Origin of the sequence: Dongia sp. (assembly GCF_041906375.1) — a bacterium.
In the GTDB taxonomy this organism is placed as follows: Bacteria; Pseudomonadota; Alphaproteobacteria; order Dongiales; family Dongiaceae; genus Dongia.
Genome location: NZ_JAYRJJ010000001.1, coordinates 157,654 through 181,227 on the forward strand (window position 1 = coordinate 157,654; position 23,574 = coordinate 181,227).

21 protein-coding genes are annotated in these 23,574 nt (G+C 63.4%); 17 read left to right on the forward strand and 4 right to left on the reverse strand.

What is annotated here, in order from left to right; all coding sequences use genetic code 11:
• Positions 1-8: 8 nt before the first annotated feature.
• Both ACE3OA_RS00765 and ACE3OA_RS00770 read right to left on the reverse strand, forming a co-directional pair.
• Positions 9-434, reverse strand: a complete 426-nt coding sequence (locus tag ACE3OA_RS00765; protein WP_374306758.1) for a diol dehydratase small subunit — start codon at positions 432-434, stop codon at positions 9-11.
• Positions 434-2,713: a propanediol/glycerol family dehydratase large subunit gene (locus tag ACE3OA_RS00770; protein WP_374306760.1), complete on the reverse strand. Its 2,280-nt coding sequence runs from the start codon at positions 2,711-2,713 to the stop codon at positions 434-436. Before ACE3OA_RS00770 ends, ACE3OA_RS00765 begins: the two co-directional genes overlap by 1 nt.
• A 213-nt stretch (positions 2,714-2,926) precedes the next feature.
• Here ACE3OA_RS00770 and ACE3OA_RS00775 point away from each other — a divergent pair, with 213 nt between their 5' ends.
• The 5 genes from ACE3OA_RS00775 to ACE3OA_RS00795 all read left to right on the forward strand — a co-directional run bounded on the left by ACE3OA_RS00775 (position 2,927) and on the right by ACE3OA_RS00795 (position 7,039).
• Positions 2,927-3,985 carry an AraC family transcriptional regulator gene (locus tag ACE3OA_RS00775; protein ID WP_374306762.1) on the forward strand — a complete coding sequence of 353 codons (1,059 nt, stop codon included), beginning with the start codon at positions 2,927-2,929 and terminating at the stop codon, positions 3,983-3,985.
• Between the two features lie 137 nt (positions 3,986-4,122).
• Positions 4,123-4,923: a transporter substrate-binding domain-containing protein gene (locus ACE3OA_RS00780; protein ID WP_374306764.1), complete on the forward strand. Its 801-nt coding sequence runs from the start codon at positions 4,123-4,125 to the stop codon at positions 4,921-4,923.
• Between the two features lie 24 nt (positions 4,924-4,947).
• Positions 4,948-5,616, forward strand: coding sequence for an amino acid ABC transporter permease (locus ACE3OA_RS00785; protein ID WP_374306766.1), 669 nt, complete (start codon positions 4,948-4,950; stop codon positions 5,614-5,616).
• Complete coding sequence (locus ACE3OA_RS00790; protein ID WP_374306768.1) at positions 5,613-6,269, forward strand: amino acid ABC transporter permease; 657 nt, start codon at positions 5,613-5,615, stop codon at positions 6,267-6,269. The genes ACE3OA_RS00785 and ACE3OA_RS00790 overlap by 4 nt, the downstream gene beginning before the upstream one ends.
• Positions 6,270-6,280: 11 nt before the next feature.
• Entirely contained in the window at positions 6,281-7,039 is a 759-nt protein-coding gene (locus ACE3OA_RS00795) for an amino acid ABC transporter ATP-binding protein (protein ID WP_374306770.1), read from the forward strand.
• Here the strand turns inward: ACE3OA_RS00795 and ACE3OA_RS00800 are convergent.
• Positions 7,029-7,973 carry a LysR family transcriptional regulator gene (locus ACE3OA_RS00800; RefSeq protein ID WP_374306772.1) on the reverse strand — a complete coding sequence of 315 codons (945 nt, stop codon included), beginning with the start codon at positions 7,971-7,973 and terminating at the stop codon, positions 7,029-7,031. The genes ACE3OA_RS00795 and ACE3OA_RS00800 overlap by 11 nt on opposite strands.
• Positions 7,974-8,107: 134 nt before the next feature.
• Here ACE3OA_RS00800 and ACE3OA_RS00805 point away from each other — a divergent pair, with 134 nt between their 5' ends.
• Complete coding sequence (locus ACE3OA_RS00805; RefSeq protein ID WP_374306774.1) at positions 8,108-9,730, forward strand: 5-guanidino-2-oxopentanoate decarboxylase; 1,623 nt, start codon at positions 8,108-8,110, stop codon at positions 9,728-9,730.
• A gap of 12 nt (positions 9,731-9,742) precedes the next feature.
• On the opposite strand, the gene ACE3OA_RS00810 is transcribed toward ACE3OA_RS00805, so the two are convergent.
• Positions 9,743-10,426, reverse strand: a complete 684-nt coding sequence (locus ACE3OA_RS00810) for a FadR/GntR family transcriptional regulator (RefSeq protein WP_374306776.1) — start codon at positions 10,424-10,426, stop codon at positions 9,743-9,745.
• A gap of 143 nt (positions 10,427-10,569) precedes the next feature.
• On the opposite strand from ACE3OA_RS00810, the gene ACE3OA_RS00815 reads away from it, so the two are divergent.
• From ACE3OA_RS00815 to ACE3OA_RS00865, 11 genes are all read left to right on the forward strand, one after another.
• On the forward strand, positions 10,570-11,442 hold the full coding sequence (locus ACE3OA_RS00815; RefSeq protein WP_374306778.1) for a fumarylacetoacetate hydrolase family protein: 873 nt from the start codon (positions 10,570-10,572) through the stop codon (positions 11,440-11,442).
• Positions 11,439-12,212, forward strand: a complete 774-nt coding sequence (locus ACE3OA_RS00820; RefSeq protein ID WP_374306780.1) for an alpha/beta fold hydrolase — start codon at positions 11,439-11,441, stop codon at positions 12,210-12,212. Before ACE3OA_RS00815 ends, ACE3OA_RS00820 begins: the two co-directional genes overlap by 4 nt.
• Positions 12,213-12,322: 110 nt before the next feature.
• On the forward strand, positions 12,323-13,672 hold the full coding sequence (locus ACE3OA_RS00825) for an amidohydrolase family protein (protein ID WP_374306782.1): 1,350 nt from the start codon (positions 12,323-12,325) through the stop codon (positions 13,670-13,672).
• 10 nt (positions 13,673-13,682) lie between these two features.
• The gene (locus ACE3OA_RS00830; RefSeq protein WP_374306784.1) at positions 13,683-14,681 is read left to right on the forward strand and encodes a branched-chain amino acid ABC transporter permease; all 999 of its coding nucleotides are present in this window, start codon (positions 13,683-13,685) and stop codon (positions 14,679-14,681) included.
• Positions 14,682-14,691: 10 nt separating this feature from the next.
• Positions 14,692-15,738 carry a branched-chain amino acid ABC transporter permease gene (locus ACE3OA_RS00835; protein ID WP_374306786.1) on the forward strand — a complete coding sequence of 349 codons (1,047 nt, stop codon included), beginning with the start codon at positions 14,692-14,694 and terminating at the stop codon, positions 15,736-15,738.
• Positions 15,739-15,787: 49 nt separating this feature from the next.
• Entirely contained in the window at positions 15,788-17,026 is a 1,239-nt protein-coding gene (locus ACE3OA_RS00840) for an ABC transporter substrate-binding protein (protein ID WP_374306788.1), read from the forward strand.
• A 25-nt stretch (positions 17,027-17,051) separates the two neighbouring features.
• Complete coding sequence (locus ACE3OA_RS00845; protein WP_374306790.1) at positions 17,052-17,834, forward strand: ABC transporter ATP-binding protein; 783 nt, start codon at positions 17,052-17,054, stop codon at positions 17,832-17,834.
• The gene (locus tag ACE3OA_RS00850; RefSeq protein ID WP_374306792.1) at positions 17,827-20,058 is read left to right on the forward strand and encodes an ABC transporter permease; all 2,232 of its coding nucleotides are present in this window, start codon (positions 17,827-17,829) and stop codon (positions 20,056-20,058) included. Before ACE3OA_RS00845 ends, ACE3OA_RS00850 begins: the two co-directional genes overlap by 8 nt.
• Positions 20,059-20,063: 5 nt before the next feature.
• On the forward strand, positions 20,064-20,897 hold the full coding sequence (locus tag ACE3OA_RS00855) for a phosphoenolpyruvate hydrolase family protein (protein WP_374306794.1): 834 nt from the start codon (positions 20,064-20,066) through the stop codon (positions 20,895-20,897).
• A 19-nt stretch (positions 20,898-20,916) separates the two neighbouring features.
• Entirely contained in the window at positions 20,917-23,124 is a 2,208-nt protein-coding gene (locus ACE3OA_RS00860; RefSeq protein WP_374306796.1) for a flotillin domain-containing protein, read from the forward strand.
• A 12-nt stretch (positions 23,125-23,136) separates the two neighbouring features.
• A complete protein-coding gene (locus ACE3OA_RS00865) occupies positions 23,137-23,574 on the forward strand; it encodes an SRPBCC family protein (RefSeq protein ID WP_374306798.1) in 438 nt (145 codons plus the stop codon).

A 23,574-nucleotide genomic window follows, 5' to 3' on the forward strand; every position in this document is an offset into this window, starting at 1 on the left:
CGGATTTCTCAGAACCTGAATGTGAACAGACCACGGCGCTCATAGACTTCGGCTGCCTCTTCGACGAAGCATGCCATCTTTTCGGCCTTGTAGTCTTCGCGCAAGGTCTTGGCTGCCGCCAGCAGATCGGCCTTGGTCTTGGCGCGGCCCGGACGCAGCAGTTCATAGACCTGCAGCAGGAAATCCTGCGGCACCGGCACCAGTTCGGCGGCACGCTCGAAATTGCGCCCCAAGGTCGGCCGGCCGGCCAGGGTTGCCACCCGCGCCTGGTCCTTGAGTGCCTGCGGCGTGATACGCAGGTCCTCCAGCGTCACCTCGCCGGCCATCACCGCATCAAGTGTGAGTTCTTCCAAACCCTTGCCGCGTGCGGTTTTAACCAGGTCAGGCCGGTTCTCCGCCAGGGGATAATCCGCGACGTTGTCGATCCGGGCCATTACTGCACCTCCAGGAAGGCGATCTCGATATCCTCAGGCTTGGCGCCATCCTCTGTGAGTGAGGTCTCGATCGCATAGATGAGGGCCACCTGGGCATGGAAGCGGGCCCCCATGGCCTCACCCTCGGTCGGCACGACAACTGGTTCCGGCAATTCGCCCTTGGCGTAATCGGCCGCATTCGCCCCGAGCTTGCGGTAATGTGCAAGCGCCGTGATTGGCGCGTTCGAGAACAGTTCCAGATTGTGGTGAGGCAGGCGGTCCGCCTGGTGGATGACGGCGGTCCCCTTGGCCTGGATGCCGATGCCGATCCCGGAACCGGCCAGACGCGCGGCGCTCAGCCCCAGGAAAGAGGTATCGGCGGTGTGCCGCATGCGCACGATGCGGGCAACGCCGCCCTTTTCGGCAATACCTTCGCTCATCGCCCGCAGCACGGCGGAAAGCGGATGGCCCGCCAGCGTGCGGAAGAGCTTCAGCCCGAAGGCGGGGCTGACACCGATGACGATCTCGTTTTTCGGCCCGCTCGCCGCCGCGTCGCCCAGCGCCCGGTAGCGGATGCGCCGGCTTTCGGCACCGGCGAAGGTGGCTTCGGTCCGCAAGACCTCCTCCCGCGTCAGCACGTCACGGATCGCTGCCAGTTCCTGGCGGCGCTGGTCGCTCAGTCGATAGCCGGTGCCGGGCCCGCCATAATCGTTGGGGTCGTTGACGGCGCTGATCACATGGCCGCGGCGCACCACCGCTGCCGTCTGCAGATAATCGCCCGACACCCGCAGGCGCACGACATTGAGGAGGTTCTGCGCCTCCTCCCTGAAACCGCGCAGCGCCAGGGCCTTGATCACGTCGAGGACATTGACCCCGCGCGCCTTGATTTCTTCGCTGATGAGGGTGACGTCGCGCGGCAGATAGCTCTCGGTTTCATTGGAACCGGAGGCCATGACGACACTGCGCTTCATGGCAGCACTCGGCGTGCCGAGACCGAGTTCTTCGAACACCGCGCCCAAGGCATCGGTCGCCCGCCGGCGCAGTTCCAAGGCGCGCGATTCGCCGACCGAGGTCAGGCCGCCATCGGCCTCGAAATCGCGCTGCAACACCAGAAAATCCTCCATCTCCTCGCCATTGAAGGAGGAGGGGTTGAAGGAATTATCATAGGCGAGGATCGACCCCATGCCGGAACAGATGAAATCGGACCCGGCGATGAGGAAGGGCAGGATCTTGGCCCCAACCCGGATCTCCGATTCCGAATGCCGCGCGTCATTGCCGGTGGCGCATTCAAGATCGAGCCAGACGGCGATGAGATTCTCCGCCATCAACTCGCGGACACCGCCCGGCATGGTCGAGGCCAAAGGCGCCCCGTCGATGCCGCCATTCTGCGTTCCCTGTACGCCCATGGCGCGTTGCAGGCACAGGCACCGGGCCTCCAGATAGAGGAGGGATTTCGATTCATGGAATCCCATCAGCAGTTCGGAAGCGGCCCCCGAGGTGCAGCGCATCTTGATGCCGCGGCTGGCATAGGCGGCGGCGAGGAACGCCTTCGACCAAGGCGTGTCGTCGCCATCGGTGAAAGCGCGCTCCGTCCCATAGACCGAGACGGTCTCGGCATAGGAGGTGAAGCCCGCCATGCCGATCTGCAATTCCTCGGATTCTTCACTGGAGCACTGGAAAAGCGTACCCCAGCGCCCGACCGCGGCGCCCACGGCGCAGGCCAGCGCATTCGACCAGGCGTTCCTCGCGACGCGCATGGTCGTCTCGACCTCGTCGAAACCAAAGGCGACCGCCGTCGCCGCATCCGCTGCCAATTGCAGCGGATCGTCCTTGGCGTTGGTGACATGGCCCTGATTGCCGGGCGTCTTGCGGGTCCGCATCTTGGAGAAAGCGAAGGCAAGCTCTATGGCCGAGAGCTGCGCCACAACCTCGGCAAGCTTGGCGGGGGTGAGGCCATGGGCAAGGCGCGCCAGTTCGGTGCGCGGCACGGTTATGTCGACCAGCATGCGGGCGATTTCGGCTGAGGGGATCGCCATCGCCTCCGGCGCCAGGTCGAGATCCAGGTGATGATGGGCGATGAAATGATCGATCATGTCGAAATCGGTGGCCGGGATGCCGTCCATCGACACCACCTTGCCTGCGGCAATGACAACGCCCGGCTTCGGGTCCTTGGTTCCCTTGAACGCGGCAAAGCCGTTCTCGGGATCTTCCACTGCGAAACGATCCAGGCGCAGGGGCCGCTCGTCCCAATCGGCAAAGCGCCGCCAGCGATTGGCGTTCTGTTGCGGTCGCTCGCTCATAGCCTCATTCTCCCAGCCAACTTCCAACTTCTCGGGCAGATTTCTGCGATTTTACCGACAGGCTAATATCACGGCCCGCCGGCGGCTTGACCGAAAACCTGCCATGTTTGACAGCGCCCCCGTTAAGACACCCTTGTTGCCTTGCAGCATGGCCGGCACCATGCCATCATTCCTGACCCTTATCGATGACGGCGAGCCATCAGGGACGTTTTCATGATCCAATTGGGCGGACGGGTGATTTCAGACGCGGGCAGTGCCGACAAGGCACCGGTCGTGCTCTCCGCCGCCGCCGCCGGATTGGTGGAATTCATCGATGCCCAGGGCGGCGATGTGGATTCCATCTTCGGCAATTGCGGCCTGGCGCCGGAAATGACCGCCGCCCCCACCTTGCAGCTGCGCCTTGCCGCCTATTGCGCCCTCTTCGAGGAAGCCGCCCGTCAGACCGGCCGCGACAATTTCGGCCTCTGGTTCGGCCAGCAATTCTCGCCCCGCGATCTCGGCATGTGGGGCTATGCCTCCTTGTCCTCGCCCACCCTGGGCAGCGCACTCGAAAACTTGGTCGGCCTGTTCCGCTTCCAGCAGAGTTCGTCGGTGATGTCGCTGCGGCGCGGGGAAGGCAAGCGCATGCGCTTGGAATATCAGATTATTTCGCCCTCGATCGTCGCCCGGCGCCAGGATGCCGAGCTCTCGCTGGGGCAATTCACCAACATCATTCGCGAATGCTGCGGCAAGCATTGGTCGCCGCTGGAGATCCAGTTCGAACATCCAAGGCCCCCCGATTGGCGGCAGCATGAAATGGCCTTCGGCGCGCCGGTCTTCTTCGGCTGCGCCACCAATGCCATCATCTTCGATGCCGATCTGCTCGGTCGGCCGATGCCAGGGCGCGATCTCAAGCTCCTCACCATGATGCAGACCTGCCTGGAATCGCTGGGGTCCCGCGATCGACCGGACTCGCTCATCGACCGGGTGCGCGGTGCCGTGCGGCTGCGCTTGGCCGAAGGGGCGCCGACGCTTGAACAGGTGGCCCACACGCTGCGCCTCAGCCCGCATGCGATCCAGCGCGCCTTGGCCGATGTCGGCATGGGGTTCCGCGAGGCTGTCGAAGTCACTCGTTTCGACCTCGCGCGGCACTATCTGCAGCAAAGCCAGCTGCCTCTGAGCGAGATTGCCCTGCTGCTCGGCTATTCCGAACTTTCCGCCTTCACCCGCGCCTTCACGCGCTGGGCCGGGGCGAGCCCGCGCGCCTATCGGAGCGCCATTCTTAAGCATTAATGCCGGTGCATTCATCCACCCGGTCAAAAGCTGTTACATCGGCTGTCGCTGAACTGAGTTTCGGCCGATCGCTATTGTAACCCCCTTTGCAGCTGCGAGACTGCTCCCGACCAATTCATCCAACAGAGGGGGCGACAATGAAGAAGACTCTTTCGCGGCGTTCATTGCTGGCCTGCGGTGCCGTCCTGGCGCTCGGGCTGATCACCTTGGGCATCCGTCCCGCTGCGGCCGATGCGCTCGAGGACATCGCCAAGGCCGGCCGGATCAAGGTCGGCATATTCGAAGACTTTCCGCCCTTCGCGTCGCTGGGTTCCGACATGGCGATCCAGGGTTATGACGTGGAAATGGCCCAGATCATCGCCAAGAACCTCGGCGTCGAGGTCGACCTCGTCGGCATCACGGGCCAGAACCGCATTCCCTATCTGAGCGAAGGCAAGGTCGACTTGCTGCTCAGCATCGGCTACAGCGACGAGCGCGCCCAGGTGGTCGATTTCACCGACCCTTACGCGCCCTATTACATTGCCGTCATGGGACCGGAAGAGATCGCCGTGAAGAACGCCGCCGATCTCGCCGGCAAGACGATCGCCGTCAACCGCGGCACGCTGGAAGACACCGAGGTGACCAAAGTGGCGCCCGCCGGCGCCGATATCCAGCGCTACAGCGACTATAACGGCGTCATCTCGGCCTTCCTCTCCGGCCAGGCGCAGCTGATGGTGGTCGGCAATGATGTCGGCGCCACCATCCTGGCCAAGGACCCGGCGATCCATCCGGTCGAAAAATTCCAGCTCCTGACCTCGCCTTCCAACATGGCGGTGAAGAAGGGCGAAGCGGGCCTGCAGAAGAAGCTCAACGAGCTGTTGGCCTCGATGCGCAAGGATGGCAGCCTCAACGAGCTCGCGGTGAAGTGGCTGAAAGCGCCGCTGCCGAAGGACTTCTAACGACCCAGATCTGTCGCTGCGGCCATGGGCTACAGTTTCGATATCGGCGCAATCGCGGGCTATTTCGGCTTGTTCCTGCAAGGTGCGGGCGTCACGCTGGGATTGATCGCGATTGCGGCCGCTTTGGGCCTTGTCATCAGCATCGGCGGGGCGGCTGCAATGCGCTGGGGGCCAAAATGGGCCCGTCTGCTGGTGACGGCCTATGTGGAACTCATCCGCAATACGCCCTTCATCGTGCAGATGTTCTTCATCTTCTTCGGCCTTCCCAGCCTGGGGCTGAAGCTGACGGCAATGACGGCCGCCATCATCGCCGTCACGGTCAACCTCACGGCCTATTGCATCGAAATCATGCGGGCCGGCATCGAGGCCGTCCCACCGGGACAACGCGAGGCTGGCCTGGCATTGGGGTTGCACCCCATCTGGGTGTTCGGGAGCGTGATCTTGCCGCAGGCCATTGCCAATGTGTATCCCGCCTTGGTCAGCCAGGTTGTGCTCACCATGCTGGAATCCGCCGTGGTGTCGCAGATCGCCGTGATGGATCTCACCCATGTGGCCGATCTCATCCAGTCGCGCAACTACCGCACGTTTGAGGCCTATTTCGTGGTGGCCGTCATTTACCTCTTCCTGGCGGTTTGCCTCCGGCGCCTGTTGGCGAAGCTGGGCCAGCGTCTGCAGGCCGGGCGGGCGCGATGATCGAATTGTCGCTCACCGATATCCTGTCCTTCCTCCTGTTGGCGGCCCGCTGGACGATTGCCCTTTCCGCCATTGCCTTTCTTGGCGGCGGCATTGGGGCGCTGCTTCTGCTGTTGCTGCGTTATGCGCGCCCGCGTTTCGGCCGGCGCCTCATGCAGGTCTATGTTGAATTCCTGCAGGGGACGCCGTTCCTGCTGCAGCTCTTTCTGATTTTCTTCGGCCTGCCGAAACTGGGTCTCGACGTCTCGCCCCTGATGGCCGCCACGATCGGCCTCACACTCTATGCCTCGGCCTTCCTGGCCGAGATCTGGCGCGGCTGTGTCGATGCCATACCGCGCGGCCAATGGGATGCCAGCGCCAGCCTCGGCATGACCTTTATCCAGCAGATGCGTGATGTGATCCTGCCGCAAGCTCTCAAGATTGCCATTCCGCCCACGGTGGGTTTCCTGGTTCAGCTGGTGAAGAGCACCGCAATCACCTCGATCGTGGGCTTCCATGAGCTTACCAAGGCGGGGCAGGTCATCAACAATGCCACTTTCCAACCCTTCGTCACCTATTCGCTGGTAGCGCTGATCTATTTCGCCATGTGCTATCCGCTCACCTTCTGGTCGCGGCGCCTGGAACGGCGTTTCACGCCCGCGGGCCAGCGTTAAGGAAATTGCCGATGCATCCGCAGAGCAACCAGACCGCCCCGATGATCGAATTGCGCAACGTCAGCAAATGGTATGATTCTTTCCAGGCACTGAAGGATGTGTCGCTGACCGTTGCGAAAGGCGAGCGCGTGGTGATCTGCGGCCCTTCGGGATCAGGAAAGTCGACCGCGATCCGCTGCATCAACCGGCTGGAAGAGCATCAATCCGGCCAGATTTTCGTCGAAGGCGTCGAGCTTACCCAGGATATCAAGAATATCGAGCTCATCCGCCGCGAAGTCGGCATGGTGTTCCAGCAGTTCAATCTCTTCCCGCATCTGACCATCCTGCAAAATCTCACTTTGGCCCCCCGCCGCGTGCGCAAGATGCCGCGGGCCGAGGCCGAGGATCTGGCCATGCGCTATCTCACCCGCGTGCGCATTGCCGAGCAGGCGCAGAAATATCCGAGTCAGCTATCGGGCGGCCAGCAACAGCGCGTGGCCATTGCCCGCGCTCTTTGCATGGAACCCCAGGTCATGCTGTTCGACGAACCCACCTCGGCCCTCGATCCGGAGATGATCAAGGAAGTGCTCGATGTCATGATCGAACTCGCCGAGGAGCATATGACGATGATCTGCGTCACCCATGAAATGGGCTTCGCCCGAACGGTTGCCGACCGGGTCGTCTTCATGGACAAGGGACAGGTCATCGAAACCGCGCCGCCGACCGAGTTCTTCGCCAACCCGCAGAACGAACGCACCAAGCTGTTCCTGAGCCAACTCCTCAAGCATTGATCAGCTTGGGTTTCTTTGTCCTGGTCGTTTCAGGTACCGCCCGGTGCACGGCATAGACCGTGTCCAGGAAGGCACTGAGCAGCGGCTTCTTCTGTTCCGTCTTGCGCATGGTGAGATAGATCGGATTCTGGTAGCCCAAACGCTGCTCCAGCAGCGGGCGCATCAGATCCTGTGCCACCCATTGCTGGGCGAAATGCACCGGCAGGAAGCCGATGAAGCGGCCGGACAGGATGAAGACGGCCACACTTTCCATCAGATCGGCAATGGCGGTCGAGGTCAGGCTGACGCCGCTCGGAAACTGGTTGGGCGCGGTATAGGCGCGCCGGGCGAATTGCTGCTCCTTGAGGTCGTCGAGCGTCACGTCGTTGCTGCGCTCGAACAGGGGGTGGCCGCGCCCGCAATAAAGCACCTGCCGCTCCTCGAACAGATCTTCGTAAGTGAGATAGGGCGAATGCCGACCGCAGGCACCGAAGCCAAGATCATGCCGGCCCTCCAGCACGGCCTGTTCGATTTCCGTGGGCGACGTCACCTGGACCGAGATCTGCACCTCTGGTGCCTTCTGGTTGAACTTGCTGATCGCCTGCTGCAGCCGACAGGCGGGATTGGTGATGAGATTGTCGATGATGCCGATGGAGAGAGTGCCGACGAGGCTGGACCTTGCGGCACCAGCCGCCGAGCGGAACTCGTCGACGGCGGAAAAGAGGCGCTGGCTCGCCTGATAGATCAGCTTGCCCTTCTCGGTCAGGCTGAAGCCGGCGCGCCCACGTTCGCACAAGCGCACGCCCAGGCGCTGCTCCAGCGCCGTCATATGCGTGCTGATGGTCGATTGGCTGACATTCAGCTCGATCTGTGCGGCCGAAAAGCCGCCGGCCTCGACCACCTTGGCAAAGACGCGCAGCAAGCGGAGATCGCCTTCGCTGAGATTGGCCAACATGGCGGAACCCTTATGTCAGTCCCCTCATATCGGGGCGCCTCGAAGTAAACGTGGATCATTGTGTATTGTAACAATCCGCCCGGCAAGGCTCTATCGTCGCCATAATTCCCTGATTTTGTTGGAGAAAGAGGATCATGGCGACTTGTGGCGAATGGCTGGTGCAATTGCTGGAAGTCTATGGCGTCGAACTGGTCTTCGGCATTCCCGGCGTGCATACCGTCGAACTCTATCGCGGACTGCCGCAGACCCGCATCCGCCATGTCACCCCGCGTCACGAACAGGGTGCCGGGTTCATGGCCGACGGCTATGCACGCGTCAGCGGCAAGCCAGGCGTCTGTTTCATCGTTACCGGCCCCGGCATGACCAACATCCTTACCGCCATGGGCCAGGCCTATGCCGATTCCATCCCCATGCTGGTGATCTCCGCCGTCAACCGCACCGAACAACTCGGCATGGGTGATGGGCGCCTGCATGAACTCCCGTCGCAACGCAATGTGGTGGCCGGTGTCGCCGCCTTCAGCCACACGCTGCTGCGGCCCGATCAATTGCCGCAGGTTCTGGCGCGCGCCTTCGCCCTCTTCGCCAGCGCCCGGCCGCGCCCCGTTCATATCGAAATCCCCATCGACGTCATCGCCATGGAAGCGCCGCTTGGCGTGCAGCAGCGATCCTTGCCCAAGCGGCCGGCGCCGCAACCTCGCGATATCGAACAGGCGGCGGCCTGGCTGAAATCGGCCAAGGCACCCTTGCTCATCCTGGGCGGTGGGGCGGCGGATGCGAGCCGCGCTATCCGCAAGCTCGCCGCCCGTCTCGATGCGCCCGTCATCAACACCGTCAACGCCAAGGGCATTCTGCCGCCGGCGCATCCCTTGCGGATTGGCGAGAATATGGCTTTTCCCACCGTGCACCGCGCCATCGCCGAAGCCGACGTGGTGCTGGCGATCGGCACCGAATTCGGCGAGACGGAAATGTATCCGGAACCGAAGGCGCTCGAATTCAGCGGCAAGCTCATTCGTGTCGATATCGACCCCGAACAATTGGTGCGTACGGTCGTGGCCGATCTGCCGATCCTGGCGGATGCCAACCTGACCGCCGAAGCGCTCAACGCCGCCTTGGGTGCGCTGGGCGAAAGCGTCGGCGCCGACACGCCGGGCGCCAAACGTGCCGCTGCCGTGCGGGAAGCGACACCGCGGCATTGGTGGCCTGCCATCAGCCTCCATCAACGCCTTGCCGGGATCGTCCTTGAGGCCTTGCCGGACGCGATCGTGGCTGGCGATTCGACCGAGCCGGTTTATGCGCTCAACCAATGTTTCGAAGCGCCGCGTCCGCGCTCTTACTTCAATTCGAGCACTGGCTACGGCACGCTGGGCTATGGGCTGCCGGCCGGCATCGGCGCCAAGCTGGCGGCACCGGATCGGCCGGTCGTGGTGCTGATCGGGGATGGCGGCCTGCAGTTCACCATCGCGGAACTGGCCTCGGCAGTGGAGGCAAAGGTCCCGCTGGTGATCCTGCTGTGGAACAATGACGGCTATGGCGAGATCAAGACCTATATGGTCGACCGGCAGATCACGCCCATCGGCGTTGATATCTACACGCCCGATTTCCTGGCCATTGCCAAGGGCTTCGGTTGCGCCGCCACGCGCCCGGGCAATGTCGACGAACTGCGCCAGGCCTTGCTGGATGCGGCGAAGGGGCGGGGGCCGACCATCATTGAAATGCGGGCCGACGCCGCTTACGTGGTGGAGCTTGCGGCCGGCTGAACCGGAACGCGGCTAGCGTCCCAGCAGATTGGCTTCGACCGTCTTCAGATGTGCCAGCGTCGCCGCGCGCGCCGCTTCCGGATCGCGGTTGAGGATCGCCGTCACGATGGCATCGTGCTGCCGGCAGTAATTCTGCCGCCGCTCCTCGGAAAAGGAGCGCTTCTTCATGTCGAACCAGGGCGATTGATTACGCAGGACATGGAGGAGGTCATAGATGCCGCGCAGCAATTCGTTGCGCGAGCAGGCAAAGATGCGGTGGTGCAGGGCTGAATCCCACTGCTCGAACGTCATGATGTCGGTGGCGGCATTGGCCTCGCGGTGCGCTTCCTCGATGCCGGCGAGTTGTGCCGCGCTGGCGTTGATCGCGGCATTGGCCGACGACAAGGGTTCCAGCAGCAGGCGCAGTTCCATCATGTCGGCGGGGCTCGCCCCCTCCATGCCGGCGACGATCTCGCTCAGGGAATGTTTGGCGCCGCTGGCGACGAAGGTGCCGCGCCCGACATGGCGCGAAATCGTTCCCTGATCACGCAGCATGTCCATGGCGCGGCGGATCGTGTTCCGGGCCACGCCGAAATCGGCGGCGAGGTCACGTTCCGGCGGCACCTGGCGTCCGTCGGCCCATTCGCCGGCGTCGATGCGCTGCTGCAGGCTGCGGGCAATTTCGGCGGCAATCGGTTTCGGCATCGTATCGCTCATCTGATCCAATGTTGAGCCAATTAGCATGATTCAGGCCATTCGTCCATGAAAAACGCGAATTGGTCTTGCCAATGGCGCATAAAAGCTCTTAACTTGAACCAATCAGACGCCGAATGGCTCAAATAAGTTCCCGGGAGGAAGTCATGCGCATTGCCACATTCTCCGTGGGCGGTGAACGCCGCGTCGGTCTGGTCGATCTGGCCGCCGGCGAAGTCCGGCCGTTCGATCTGCCGGTCGATGCCGCGCGCGAAGGCATCCTGGCGCTCATCGAACGCGGCTCGGTCCCGGCAACCCTGTCGCCGATCGCCCTCGACCGGGTCGCATTGGAGGCGCCCATGCCGCGCCCGCGCCGCAACATCTTCTGCGTCGGCAAGAATTATCACGAACATGCCCATGAATTCGCCAAGAGCGGCTTCGATTCCAGCGCCGCGGCCGGCGCCGTGCCGAAGGAACCGATTATCTTCTCCAAGGTGCCGGAGACGGTCATCCCGAACCAGGCCAAAGTGCTGATCGATACCAAGGTTTCGACCGCCATCGACTACGAGGCGGAACTGGCCGTCATCATCGGCAAGGGCGGGCGCGGGATCTCCAAGGAAAAGGCGCTCGACCATGTCTGGGGCTACACCATCGTCAACGATGTGACGGCGCGCGATCTCCAGGGACGCTACAGCCAGTGGCTGGTGGGCAAATCGCAGGATACTTTCTGCCCGATGGGTCCCTGGGCCGTGACCAGGGACGAGATCGACATCGGCAATACGGCCATCCGCTGCTTCGTCAACGGCGATCTGCGGCAGAATTCCAATACCGGCCTGCTGATCTTCGACGTGCCGACCTTGATCGCCACTATTTCTGCCGGTTTGAGCCTGAAGCCGGGCGATATCATCGCCACCGGCACCCCGGCCGGCGTCGGTATCGGCTTCAACCCGCCGCGTTACCTGAAATCCGGCGACGTTGTCCGGGTTGAAATCGACGGGATCGGCGCGCTCGAGAACCGCTTCGAGGATATTGCCGCATGAGCAGCGTCGATCTCGGCCAGATCACGGCGGAGGTTGCCGGCGAGGGTTTCCCCGTGGTGATGATCCACGGGCTTGGCGGCACCAGCAACACCTTCCAGCCCCTGATGAATGCGCTGGCCGGCTTTCGCGTCATCCGGATCGATCTCCCCGGCGCCGGCCGGTCGCGCGTGCCGCATGACGATCTCAGCATCGAGAAATTCACCAATGCCGTGCTTTCGGCGGCGAAGACCCTGGGCGTCGAAAGGGCGCATTTCGTCGGCCACTCCATGGGCACGCTGATCTGCCAGCAGATCGCCGTCGAACATGGCGCCTGCGTGCAGTCGCTGTCCCTGTTCGGCGCCCTGGTGGAACCGCCGGAGGCGGCCCGCACCGGCCTGATGGCGCGGGCGCGCCTGGCGCGTGAGCAGGGGATGGAGCCGATTGCCGAGCAGATCATTAACGCCACCGTCTCGGCGGAAACGAAAGCAACCCGGCCAGCCGCCATCGCCTTCGTACGCGAGACCATTATGCGCCAGGACCCGTTGGGCTACGCCAAACATTGTGAAGCGCTGTCTAAATTTCAGGCAGTCGACCACAAGCGCATCAAGGCGCCGACCCTGCTGGTGACCGGCGATTCCGACGTGGTGGCGCCACCCAGCATGGCGCAGTTCATCGGCGATCGTGTTGCAGGTGCTAGCATGCATCTGCTCGACCGTTGTGGCCACTGGGCCACAGTCGAGAAACCCGCTGAATGCAGTGAAAAGATTGCTAATTTCCTGAGGCGCGTCTGACGGGAGATGTGCTTAACTTAAGTGCTTGCGGTTGATCCCTTAGAGAAGAGCATCCGGCGCCACAGCGCCTGGAGCCGAGAGGGGCGACAACGAAAGTCTGGGAGGGCTTGATGGCGGACAATGGCAGCTCCAGCAATCGCTGGGGATCGAATGGGCGGGACTCCGATTCCGTTCTTTTCACGAATGTGCGCATCCTCGACGGGTCGGGTGACTATCCCTATACCGGCGAAGTGCTGGTGCAGGGCAACCGCATCAAGCAGGTGACGAAAGGCAGCTCCCGCTTCGGCAGCAGCAGCGGTGGCACGATCGGCGGCGGTACCACCACCATCGACGGCATGGGTGCCACCTTGATGCCGGGTCTCATCGACGCGCATCTCCATCTCTCCTGGAATAACGCGCCGGGCATCGACCCCATTCAGAAAATGCCGGTCGAGGAGCACACGCTCGTTACCGCCGAAATGGCCAAGGTGGTGCTCGATGCCGGCTTCACCGCCGGGCGCGGTGCTGCTGCCGCCAAACCGCGCCTGGACGTCGCGGTGCGCGACTTCATCAATGCCGGCCGCATCCCCGGTCCGCGCTACACGGCATCCGGCCCCGAAATCACCACGGTCGGCGGTCTTGGCGACTTCACCCTGCCGCATATGCCGCATCCGGGCCTCAATCTCGGCATGGTGATCTCAGGCCCCGAAGAAGTGCGCGCTACCGTCCGCATGCTGATCAAATATGGCGTCGACACCATCAAACTCAACCTTTCCGGCGAGGAAATCACCGGCATGGGCGCCGAGGAAACGCCGATGTCGGAGGAAGAGGTGGCGATGGCGGTGCAGGAAGCGCGCGCCCGCAATAAATGGCTCTCTGCGCATGCGCGCTCGTCAAAATCCGTGCAGCAATGTATCCGCCACGGCATCCAGATCATCTATCACGCCTCCTTTTGCGACGAGCAGACGCTCGACATGTTGGAGGCAAACAAGGACAAGCATTTCGTCGCACCCGGCATCGCCTGGCTTATCGGCACGGCCAGGAATGCCGGCGACTATGGCATCAAGCCGGGCTCGGAAATCTCGATGCTCTATGAGCGCGAGCTTGAGCGCGCGATCGACACGATTAAAAAGATGCATCGCCGCGGCATTCGCGTGCTCATCGGCGGCGATTACGGTTTTGCCTGGACGCCGCAAGGCACCAACGCCAAGGACCTCGAATATTTTGTCGACATGCTGGGTTTCTCGCCGATGGAGGCCATCATCGCCGGCACCCGCCTCGGCGGCGAGATCATGGGCATGGGCCATGAGCTGGGACAGATCCGCGAAGGGTATCTCGCCGACCTGCTGCTGGTCGATGGCGACCCGGCTGCCAATGTCCGCGTGCTGCAGGACAAGGACCGGCTGCTTGCCATCATGAAGGACGGCAAGTTCCACAAGCGGCCGCAGACGCAGGAACAGCGTCGGCGCCTGACGGCCTGAGGCGCGCTTCGTGAAGCATCCCGTCGCCATCGTTCTCTATGTCGTGCTGGCAGCCCTGGTCCTGTGGCTGTTCCTGGCGCTGTGGCCGGCATGGCTGGTGGCGCTCATCGGGCCGAAGAAAGTGCTGGTCAACACCATCTTCAATGGCGTCACCGTGGGTGGCCTCTATTTTCTGGTGGCCAGCGGCTTCACCCTCGTCTTCGGGTTGATGCGCAACGTCAATCTGGCGCACGGCTCGCTTTATCTTTTTGGCGCCTATATCGGCTATGACGTGGCCGATTGGTCGGGGTCTTGGCTCCTGGGCGTCGCCGCCGGCTTCCTGGGGGCTGCCATAGCTGGCGTGCTCATGCAGGTCTTCGTGTTCCGCCGCATGGAAGGCGACGACCTCCGGCAGACGCTGGTGACGATCGGCATCTCCATCGTCGGGGCCGATCTGATGCTGGCGTTCTGGTCCGGCAATACCTACCAGTTCACTATTCCCGCCTGGATCGACGGCGCCGTGGCGACGCCGATCGTGACCGCCGTCAAGTCGAACGGCACCTCGGTCGTCATGATGTATCCGCTCTATCGGCTGGTCGTGCTGGCGGCGGCGGTGGCCATCGGCATTGCGCTGTGGCTGCTGCTCAACCGCACGCGCATCGGCATGATGATCCGCGCCGGTGTCGATGACCGCGCCATGCTCGCGGCCAATGGCGTCAACGTCCACATGGTCTTTGCCATCGTCTTTGCGATCGGGGCGGGACTTGCCGGTTTTGCCGGTGTTGTCGGTGGCACCGCCCTTTCCATCGCCCCTGGTGAAGACGTGCGCTATCTGCTGGCTTCTCTGGTGGTGGTCATCGTCGGCGGCATGGGCTCGATCACGGGGGCCGCCATCGGCGCGCTCATCATCGGCTTGGCCGAACAGATCGGCCTTGCCTATTTCCCGACCTATGGCGTCGTGCTCACCTTCGTCATCATGGTGGTGGTGTTGGCCGTGCGGCCGCAAGGCATCATGGGGCGGCCCGCATGAGGAATCTGGCATGAGCATTCTCGATGCCATTGCCGGCCCCGGTGCCACGCCTGCCGCACGCTTCCGGCTCGATGCGGGCCATGTCCTCCTTGGCATCGCCTTGCTGCTCTATCCCTTCCTTGCCTCGCCCTTCTTCACCTTCCAGGTCGGCGCCTACACGCTCATCATGGGCACCATCGCCCTGTCGCTGATGGTGCTGGCGGGCTATGGCGGCATGGTGAGCCTCAGCCAGATGACGGTGGCCGGTATTGCAGGCTATACCTTCGCCATCTTCGGCATCAATTCATCGGGCGTCATGGGCCTGGGCTGGCCGTGGTGGCTGGCGGCTCCCATCGCCATTGCCATGGGTGCCTTGGCCAGCACGCTCATCGGTGCGCTCGCTGTGCGCACGGCCGGCATCTACATGATCATGATCACGCTGGCCATCGCCACGGCCTTCTTCTATTTCGCGCGCCAGAACTACGCCCTCTTCAACGGCTTCAACGGTTTCCACGGAATCCCGGCGCCGGAATTCTGGGGTATCAACTGGCGCGACCCGATGCCCTTCTATTACCTGTCGCTCAGCATCGCCGCCTTCTTCTACGCGGCGGTGATGTACGGCCACCGCTCGACCTTCGGCCTCAGCCTGCAGGCGATCCGCGACAATCCGCGCCGCGTGCGCGCCATCGGCTTCGATGTCGCGGCGCACCGCATCTTCGCCTTCTTCCTGGCCGGGATCATCGCCGCGACCTCCGGCGTGCTGCTGGTCTGGTTCAACGGCCAGATCACACCCGGCACACTCGACGTCAACGCCGCCGTCAATGTGCTGGTCATCGCCGTCGTGGGCGGCATCCGCCGGCCGATCGGCCCCTATCTCGGTGCGCTGCTTTTCGTGCTGCTGCAGAATTTCGCCATCGACCTTCTCAATCCGGAACGGTTCAACACGGTGATCGGCCTGGTTTTCCTAGCGGTCATCTTCTTCTCACCCGACGGCATCCTGGGCCTTTGGGAAAGGCTCAAGGCTGTCGACGTCAACAGATCGCTGCGTCCATCCTCCCGGCGCAGCCAAGGGAACTGAAGCTGGGAGGACAAAAGACATGAAAAACAAACCAACTGGAGGAAACGCGATGCTTAGCAGAAGACATGTCCTGGCGGCGGCGGTGGCTCTCACCGCCCTGATGCCCCAGGCTCAGGCCGAAGATGTCATCAAGATGGGCGCGCTGGCGACCCTCGAAGGCCCCTTCACGGTGCTCGGCGAAGACGGCATGCGCGGGCTGAAGCTCGCCTTGCAGGAAGTGAACTACACTGTCGCGGGGAAGAAGATCGAGCTGCAGACCGGCTCGTCCGATGCCTCTCCGGAAAGCGCCTTGAAGGCCACCCGCAAGCTCGTCGAGCAGGGCGGCGTGCAGGTTCTGGTCGGGCCGCTCTCCGGTTCCGAAGGCATCGCGGTCAAGGATTACGCCAAGACCCAGCCCAACGTCACCTTCATCAACGGCTCGTCGGCGGCGCAAGACACGACTCTGTTCGGCCCGGCGGAGAACTTCTTCCGCTTCTCGACCGACGGCGTGCAGTGGATGGCGGGCCTTGGCGAATACGCCTATACCGAAAAGGGCTACAAGACGGTGGCCGTGGTGGCCGAGGATTATTCCTTCCCCTACAGCCAGGTCGAAGGCTTCATGCTGCCCTTCTGCAAAGCGGGCGGCAAGGTGCCGACCAAATTGTGGGTCCCCATCGGCAACAAGGACTTCTCCTCGGTCATTGCCTCGATCCCCGATGATGTCGACGCGATTTATGTGGCCCTCGGTGGGGCCGACGCCATCAACTTCCTCACCCAGTACCAGCAATCGGGCGGCCAATCGCCGCTGATCGGCGGCTCGATCACCGTCGACCAGACGGTGCTCGGCTCAAAGGGCTCGATCCGCGACGCCGTGATCGGCACCATCGCGGCCGGCCCCACCGCCGATACCTGGGACGATCCGCGCTGGACCAAATTCACCGAGGATTACAAGAAGGCGTTTCCGGACGGCTTCCCGGCGCCCTCGCTCTTCGCCCATGCCTATTATATCAACGCCAAGGCGGCGATCCTGGCGCTGGAGAAGGTCGGTGGCGATCTGTCCGACGGCGGCAAGAAGTTCCGCGATGCCCTTGCCGGCCTCACTTTCGAGACGCCGACGGGTCCGGTGAAGCTCGACCATAACCGCAACGCCGTGGCCGACATCTTCGTCACCGAAGTGGTCGACGATGGCGGCACCTTGCGCAACAAGGTCATCAAGATCGCGCAGGGCGTCAATCAGACGCTGGGCGAGCCGGAGGAGGAATTCCTCAAGATCGGCCCGGCCACGCGCGACAACCCGGACTGCAAGTAAGACTGGACGCGTGAGGGCATCGAAGATGGCGGAAACTGCCGACAATCTGCTGGGAGAGAGCGGCGCCTATGCGCTCGAGCTCTTCGGCATCGGCCGCCGCTTCGGTGCCCTTGCGGCCCTGTCCGACATTACCATGACGGTACGCGCCGGCGAACGCCGTGCGGTGCTGGGCTCCAACGGGGCCGGCAAAACCACCTTGTTCAACGTCATCACCGGCGATTTTCCGCCTTCGGCCGGCTATATCCGCTTCTTCGGCGAAGACATCACCAATTTCGCAGCCTTCGAGCGCATCCGTCGTGGCCTGCGACGCACCTATCAGATCTCGCTGCTCTTCGGCGGTTTGAGTGTACTCGACAACATCTTTCTCGCCTGCCGCGGTGTTTCACGCCGGCGCTTCTCGCTGCTTCGCCCCAAGCGCGACGATGCGACGATGGAGCAGGCCGAACGAATCTTGCGCGCCGTGAAGCTGGAGGAGAGCCGCAACGCGCTGGTCTCCTCGCTCAGCCACGGCCAGCAGCGGCAATTGGAAGTGGGGCTCGCATTGGCAGGTGCCCCGCGCTTCATCCTCTTCGACGAACCGGCCGCTGGCCTCTCGCCGGCCGAACGGCGCGATCTCATTAACATCCTCACCTCGCTACCCAGCCATATCGGCTATATCATCATCGAGCATGATCTCGATGTGGCGCTGCGGGTGTCGGAACGGGTGACGATGATGCACAATGGCCGCATCTTCAAGGAAGGCACGCCGAACGAGATAGAAAACGATCCGCAGGTGCAGGAGATCTATCTGGGAGGTGGCCATGGCTAAGCCGCCTGCCCGAACCTCCGTCAACGCGCTGCCGCTGCGCATCCGCGATCTTCACGTCTATTACGGCGAATCCCACGCCATCCAGGGTGTCGATCTGGCGCTGGAAGGGCGCATTCTTTCCATCGTCGGCCGCAACGGCATGGGCAAGACCACGCTCTGCAACACCATCATGGGGCTGAAACGCGCGCGGTCGGGCTCGATCAATGTCCTGGGCCGCGAGATCAGCGGGCTGGAGCCGCATGCGATCGCGCGTCTGGGTGTCGGCTATGTGCCACAGGGGCGCCGCGTCTGGCGCAGCCTCTCGGTCGACGAGCATCTGCGCCTCGCTTCGCGCGGCGGTCGCGATGCGCTGTGGTCGGTCGAGCGCGTCTATCAGACCTTCCCCAGGCTTGCCGAGCGGCGCAACAATGGCGGCGCGCAGCTTTCCGGTGGCGAGCAGCAGATGCTGGCCATTTCCCGGGCACTTCTGGGCAATCCGCATCTTCTCATCATGGACGAGCCAACGGAAGGCTTGGCGCCCGTCATCGTCGACCAGGTGGCGGCGATGCTGACCCAACTGGCGGATGAGGGCGATATTGCCGTGCTGCTCATCGAGCAGAATATCGGTGTCGCCACCTCGGTCGCCGAAAACGTCGCCATCATGATGAACGGCCGCATCAACCGCATCATGCCGTCGCGCGAGCTCGCCCATGACCGCGACCTGCAGCAGCGCCTGCTCGGCGTCGGCCGTCATGCCGACGAGCCGGTCGAGGCGGTGCCGGAAAGTGCCGGCGACACGCCGGAGCGCGTGGCTGAAGTGTTCCGTGTCGTGCGGCAGGGTCAGGGCGCACCCGTCCTGCCGGCGGAAGCCGGCGGCAATATCCGCACGATGCGGCACCTGCCAAATCGCTGGTCCTTGACCGAAGCCGAACTGTCGCAAGGTGTCCGCCCGGTACCAACGGTCGCGAAGGCCGGTGAGGAGCAGTCCCCGGCGATCCTGCGCATGCCGCGCGAGGTGCGCATGGGCCGCACCGCCCTCATTGTCGGTACCTTCGATACCAAGGGACGGGAACTCAAATTTCTCCGCGACGCGTTGCGCGATCTCGGTCTGCGCACGCGCATGGTCGATCTCTCCACCTCCGGCAAGCCATCCAGTGCCGATGTCAGCCCGCAGGAAGTGGCCATCTCCCATCCACGCGGCAGCAATGCGGTGTTCACTGGCGACCGCGGCCAGTCGGTTGAGGCGATGGCGGTGGCTTTTGAACATTGGATCACGCGCCAGCGCGATATCGGCGGCATCATCTCGGCCGGCGGCTCCGGTGGCACCTCGCTTGCCACATCGGGCATGCGGCGCCTGCCTGTTGGCCTCCCCAAGGTGATGATCTCGACCGTGGCCTCGGGCCAGGTGGCGCATTATGTCGGCGCCAGCGACATCCTCATGCTGCCTTCTGTCGCCGATATTCAGGGCCTCAACGTCATTACCGAGCGCATCCTCAAGAACGGCGCCCATGCCCTGGCCGGCATGATGGCCGGATCGCTGCAGAGCACGGCGCATGAGGCGGCATCGAAGCCGGCCATCGGCATCACCATGTTCGGCGTCACCACGCCCTGCGTCAAGGCGCTCACGGCCGAACTGCAAAGCGACTATGACTGTCTGATCTTCCACGCCACCGGCATAGGCGGCCGTTCGATGGAGGCCCTCGCTGATTCCGGCCTGCTCGCCGGCGTCATCGACGTCACCACGACGGAAGTGGCCGACATGCTGGTGGGTGGCGTGTTCCCGGCGACAAGCGACCGCTTTGGCGCCTTCATCCGCCAGCGCATCCCCTATGTGGGCTCGGTGGGCGCGCTCGACATGGTCAATTTCGGTCCGCGCGACACGGTGCCGGAGAAATTCCGCGGCCGCAATTTCGTCATCCACAATCAGAACGTCACCTTGATGCGCACGACGCGCGAGGAAAACGCCGCGGCCGGCCGCTGGATCGCCGAACGGCTCAACCAGATGCAGGGGCCGGTGCGCTTCCTCCTTCCCGAAGGCGGGGTTTCGGCGCTCGATGCGCCAGGCAAGGACTTCTGGGACCCGGAGGCCGACCGGGCGCTGTTCGAGGCGATCGAAACCCATCTGCAGCAGAATGGGCAGCGTCGCCTCATCCGCGTCAAGGCGCATATCAATGATCAGGAATTTGTGGCAGCCCTCGCGCGCGCCTACCGCGAGATCGTGCTGCCGATGAAGAAGAGGGCTTGAAACACATGGCTCGCATCGAACGTGCGGCATTGCTGGAAAAATTCCGCGGCATGATCGCGCGGCAAGAACCGATCATCGGCGGTGGCGCCGGCACGGGCCTTTCCGCCAAATGCGAAGAGGCGGGCGGCATCGACCTCATCGTCATCTACAATTCTGGCCGCTACCGCATGGCCGGGCGCGGCTCGCTTGCCGGATTGCTGGCCTACGGCAATGCCAACGAGATCGTCATGGAAATGGCGGCGGAGGTCCTCCCCGTCACAAAAAAGACACCCGTGCTGGCCGGCGTCAACGGCACCGACCCCTTCTGTCATTTCGACAAGTTCCTCGACGACCTCAAGGCGGTGGGATTTTCCGGCGTGCAGAATTTCCCGACCGTGGGCCTCATCGACGGCACCTTCCGCGCCAATCTCGAGGAGACCGGCATGTCCTATGGTCTCGAGGTCGATCTCATCAAGCTCGCCCACGGGAAGGACATGCTGACGACGCCCTATGTCTTCAACGCCGGCGAGGCGGAAGCGATGGCCAAGGCCGGCGCCGATATCATCGTCTGCCATCTCGGCCTCACCACCGGCGGCTCGATCGGCGCCGAGACGGCCTTGAAACTGGCTGATTGTCCGGCCCTGGTCGATGCATGGGCGGAAGCGGCAAGGAAAGTCCGCTCCGATATCATCGTGCTGGTCCATGGCGGGCCGGTGGCCGAGCCGGAAGATGCCGAATTTGTGCTGAAGAACACCAAGAACTGCCACGGCTTCTATGGCGCCTCCTCGATGGAGCGGCTGCCGACGGAGCGGGCGCTGGTCGACCAGACCAGGCGCTTCAAGGCGATCAAGCGAATTTAAGGGTGAGGGAGAAGTAATCATGGCAACGCAGATCCTCGGTTCAGTCATTCTCTGGCTGATAGCCCTGGCCATCATCGTGGTGATCGGCGTCTATCTGCTGCGCTGGCTCTATCGCCGCTCGATCAAGGAGACGGCCTTCGTGCGCACCGGCTTCGGCGGCGAAAAGGTGGTGATCAATGGCGGCGCCTTCGTCATCCCGGTCCTTCATGAAGTGACGCCGGTCAACATGAACGTGATGCGGGTCGAGGTGCGGCGCGGCCAATCCAACGCCCTCATCACCCGCGACCGCATGCGCATCGACCTCATCGCCGAATTCTTCCTGCGCGTGCAGCCCAACGCCGTGGCCGTGGCCCTGGCCGCCCAGACTTTGGGGCGCCGCGCCATGGAGCCCGATGACATCCGCGCCCTCTTCGAAGGCAAATTCTCCTCCGCCCTGCGCACGGTCGCCGCTGAAATGACGTTGGAGGAAATCCACGAGAAGCGCGGCCAGTTCATGACCCGCGTGCGCGAACAGGCGGCCGAAGCCCTGTCGCAGAACGGACTGGAACTGGAAAACGTCGCTTTGGTCGATCTCGACCAGACCAGCCTCGAATTCTTCGATCCCTCCAACGCCTTCGACGCGCAGGGCCTCACGCAGCTTACCGAAGCGATCGAGATGCGCCGCAAGATGCGCAACCAGATCGAACAGCAGACCATGATCGAGATCCGCAACCAGAATCTCGAATCCGAACGCCGCGTGCTGGAGATCGACCGCGAAAGCGAATATGCCCGCATCGAGCAGGAGCGCGAGCTGGAGATCCGTCGCGCCACCCAGCGCGCCGACCTGGCCCGAGAGCGGGCGCAGCGCGAACAGGAAGCAGCCCAGGCCCAGCTGGCGGCGAGCGAAGCTACGGAAAAGACCCGCATCGCCCAGGAACGCTCGGTGGCCGAAAGCCGCATCGCCTCGGAAGAGGAATTGCAGAAGCGCGAGATCGCCCGCCGGCGCGCCGTCCAGGAAAGCGAGCTCAGGAGCCGCGAGAAGACCGAGCGCGAGGAAATCGCCCTGGAACTCGCCATCGAGAAGGAACGCATCCAGCGCCAGCGCGAGCAGGAGCAATTGGAAGTGGCCCGCCGCATGGCCGTCGAAATCGCCGAGCGCGAACGCGAGATTGCGCTCGCGGTGAAAGGGGTTGAAGTGACCCGTGCCGAGGCGGAACGCAAACAGGCTGAAATCTCGGCCAATGCCGACATCGAACGCGAACGCGTGGGCCGCGACCGCATGCTCGATTCCGCCCGTATCGAGCGTGAACAGGCGCTGCAGGCCCTCGAGATCGCCAAGCGCCAGGCCTTCGAGGAGGCGGAGATCGCCGCCGGCGAAGAGGTCGAGCGCGCCCGCATCGCCACCGAACGCGGCATCGAGGAAGCGCGCGTCGTGCGCGACCGCGACATCCGCAAGCTCACCATCGAACGCGACAAGGCGCTGGAGATGGCCGAGATCGAGAAAGCCATCGCTCTGGCCGATAAGAGCCGCGAACGGTCCGCCGCCATCGCCAAGGCCGAAGTGGCCCGGTCCGAGGCGATCCTCGCCGAAGAACAGGCTTTCACCACCCGCGAGCGCGAAATCGCCGAGCGCCGCAAGGAGATGGACCTCATCGCCGCCGCGCGCGAGGCCGAACGCGCGCATCTCACGCTCACCGCCAAGGCCGAGGCCGAAAAGGACGCAGCCGGCGCCTTTGCCGAAGCCCAGCGGATCGCCGCCAAGGCGGAAGCTGACGCCACGGCGATCCGTTCCGAAGCGGCGGCCAAGAAATACGCCGTCGATGCCGAGGGCCAGCGCAAGACCAACGAAGCGGAGAATGTCCTCACCGATGCCGCGCGCGCCTCGAGGGCCCGCATGCGCCTCCTCGACAAGATCGAGGGCATCGTGCGCGAAAGCGCCAAGCCCATGGAAAAGATCGAGGCGATCAAGATCCTGCATGTTGACGGGCTGGGCGGCGGGGGCGACGGCAACCGCAAGAACGTCACCGACGAGGTCATCGACAGCGCGCTCCGCTACCGGGTGCAGGCGCCGATGATCGACAGCCTGATGAAGGAAGTCGGCATCGAAGGCGGCAGCATTGGCCGCATGACCGACGTGCTGCGCGACGCCAAGGATATTGACTCGCTCACCCGCAACCGCAAGAAAGACAAGGACAAATCAAAGGGCGAGGCGGAACCGGGTCGCGACGACCGCGACGACGACCGCTAAGGGGAGGCCGGCTTGGCCAAGGTCTATATCTCCACCATCCTCACGGCGCCGGTGGCCGAGGTCTGGGCGCGCATTCGCGATTTCAACGGCCTGGCCGGCTGGACGCCCTTCGTCGCCGACAGCCGGATCGAGCAGAACCAGCCCGCCGACAAGGTTGGCTGCATCCGCAATTTCACCCTGAAGGATGGCGGACGCATCCGTGAGCAATTGCTGGCCCTCTCCGACTTCGATTTCTCCATGACCTACTCGATCCTGGAAAGCCCGATGGGCGTCGAAAACTACGTGGCGACGCTGAAGCTCATCCCGGTGACCGACGGCAACCACACCTTCGCCGAATGGAGCGCCGAATTCGATTGCGCGCCGCCCCGGGTCAATGAACTCGTCCAGCATATCGGCCAGAACGTGTTCCAATCCGCCTTCCGCTCCCTGCAAGGCAAGCTGGGCCGCTGA

Coding starts and splice junctions, on each gene's coding strand:
- ACE3OA_RS00765 (WP_374306758.1), bottom strand. CDS start 434: ATGGCCCGGATCGACAACGTCGCGGATTATCCCCTGGCGGAGAACCGG.
- ACE3OA_RS00770 (WP_374306760.1), bottom strand. CDS start 2,713: ATGAGCGAGCGACCGCAACAGAACGCCAATCGCTGGCGGCGCTTTGCC.
- ACE3OA_RS00775 (WP_374306762.1), top strand. CDS start 2,927: ATGATCCAATTGGGCGGACGGGTGATTTCAGACGCGGGCAGTGCCGAC.
- ACE3OA_RS00780 (WP_374306764.1), top strand. CDS start 4,123: ATGAAGAAGACTCTTTCGCGGCGTTCATTGCTGGCCTGCGGTGCCGTC.
- ACE3OA_RS00785 (WP_374306766.1), top strand. CDS start 4,948: ATGGGCTACAGTTTCGATATCGGCGCAATCGCGGGCTATTTCGGCTTG.
- ACE3OA_RS00790 (WP_374306768.1), top strand. CDS start 5,613: ATGATCGAATTGTCGCTCACCGATATCCTGTCCTTCCTCCTGTTGGCG.
- ACE3OA_RS00795 (WP_374306770.1), top strand. CDS start 6,281: ATGCATCCGCAGAGCAACCAGACCGCCCCGATGATCGAATTGCGCAAC.
- ACE3OA_RS00800 (WP_374306772.1), bottom strand. CDS start 7,973: ATGTTGGCCAATCTCAGCGAAGGCGATCTCCGCTTGCTGCGCGTCTTT.
- ACE3OA_RS00805 (WP_374306774.1), top strand. CDS start 8,108: ATGGCGACTTGTGGCGAATGGCTGGTGCAATTGCTGGAAGTCTATGGC.
- ACE3OA_RS00810 (WP_374306776.1), bottom strand. CDS start 10,426: ATGAGCGATACGATGCCGAAACCGATTGCCGCCGAAATTGCCCGCAGC.
- ACE3OA_RS00815 (WP_374306778.1), top strand. CDS start 10,570: ATGCGCATTGCCACATTCTCCGTGGGCGGTGAACGCCGCGTCGGTCTG.
- ACE3OA_RS00820 (WP_374306780.1), top strand. CDS start 11,439: ATGAGCAGCGTCGATCTCGGCCAGATCACGGCGGAGGTTGCCGGCGAG.
- ACE3OA_RS00825 (WP_374306782.1), top strand. CDS start 12,323: ATGGCGGACAATGGCAGCTCCAGCAATCGCTGGGGATCGAATGGGCGG.
- ACE3OA_RS00835 (WP_374306786.1), top strand. CDS start 14,692: ATGAGCATTCTCGATGCCATTGCCGGCCCCGGTGCCACGCCTGCCGCA.
- ACE3OA_RS00840 (WP_374306788.1), top strand. CDS start 15,788: ATGCTTAGCAGAAGACATGTCCTGGCGGCGGCGGTGGCTCTCACCGCC.
- ACE3OA_RS00845 (WP_374306790.1), top strand. CDS start 17,052: ATGGCGGAAACTGCCGACAATCTGCTGGGAGAGAGCGGCGCCTATGCG.
- ACE3OA_RS00850 (WP_374306792.1), top strand. CDS start 17,827: ATGGCTAAGCCGCCTGCCCGAACCTCCGTCAACGCGCTGCCGCTGCGC.
- ACE3OA_RS00855 (WP_374306794.1), top strand. CDS start 20,064: ATGGCTCGCATCGAACGTGCGGCATTGCTGGAAAAATTCCGCGGCATG.
- ACE3OA_RS00860 (WP_374306796.1), top strand. CDS start 20,917: ATGGCAACGCAGATCCTCGGTTCAGTCATTCTCTGGCTGATAGCCCTG.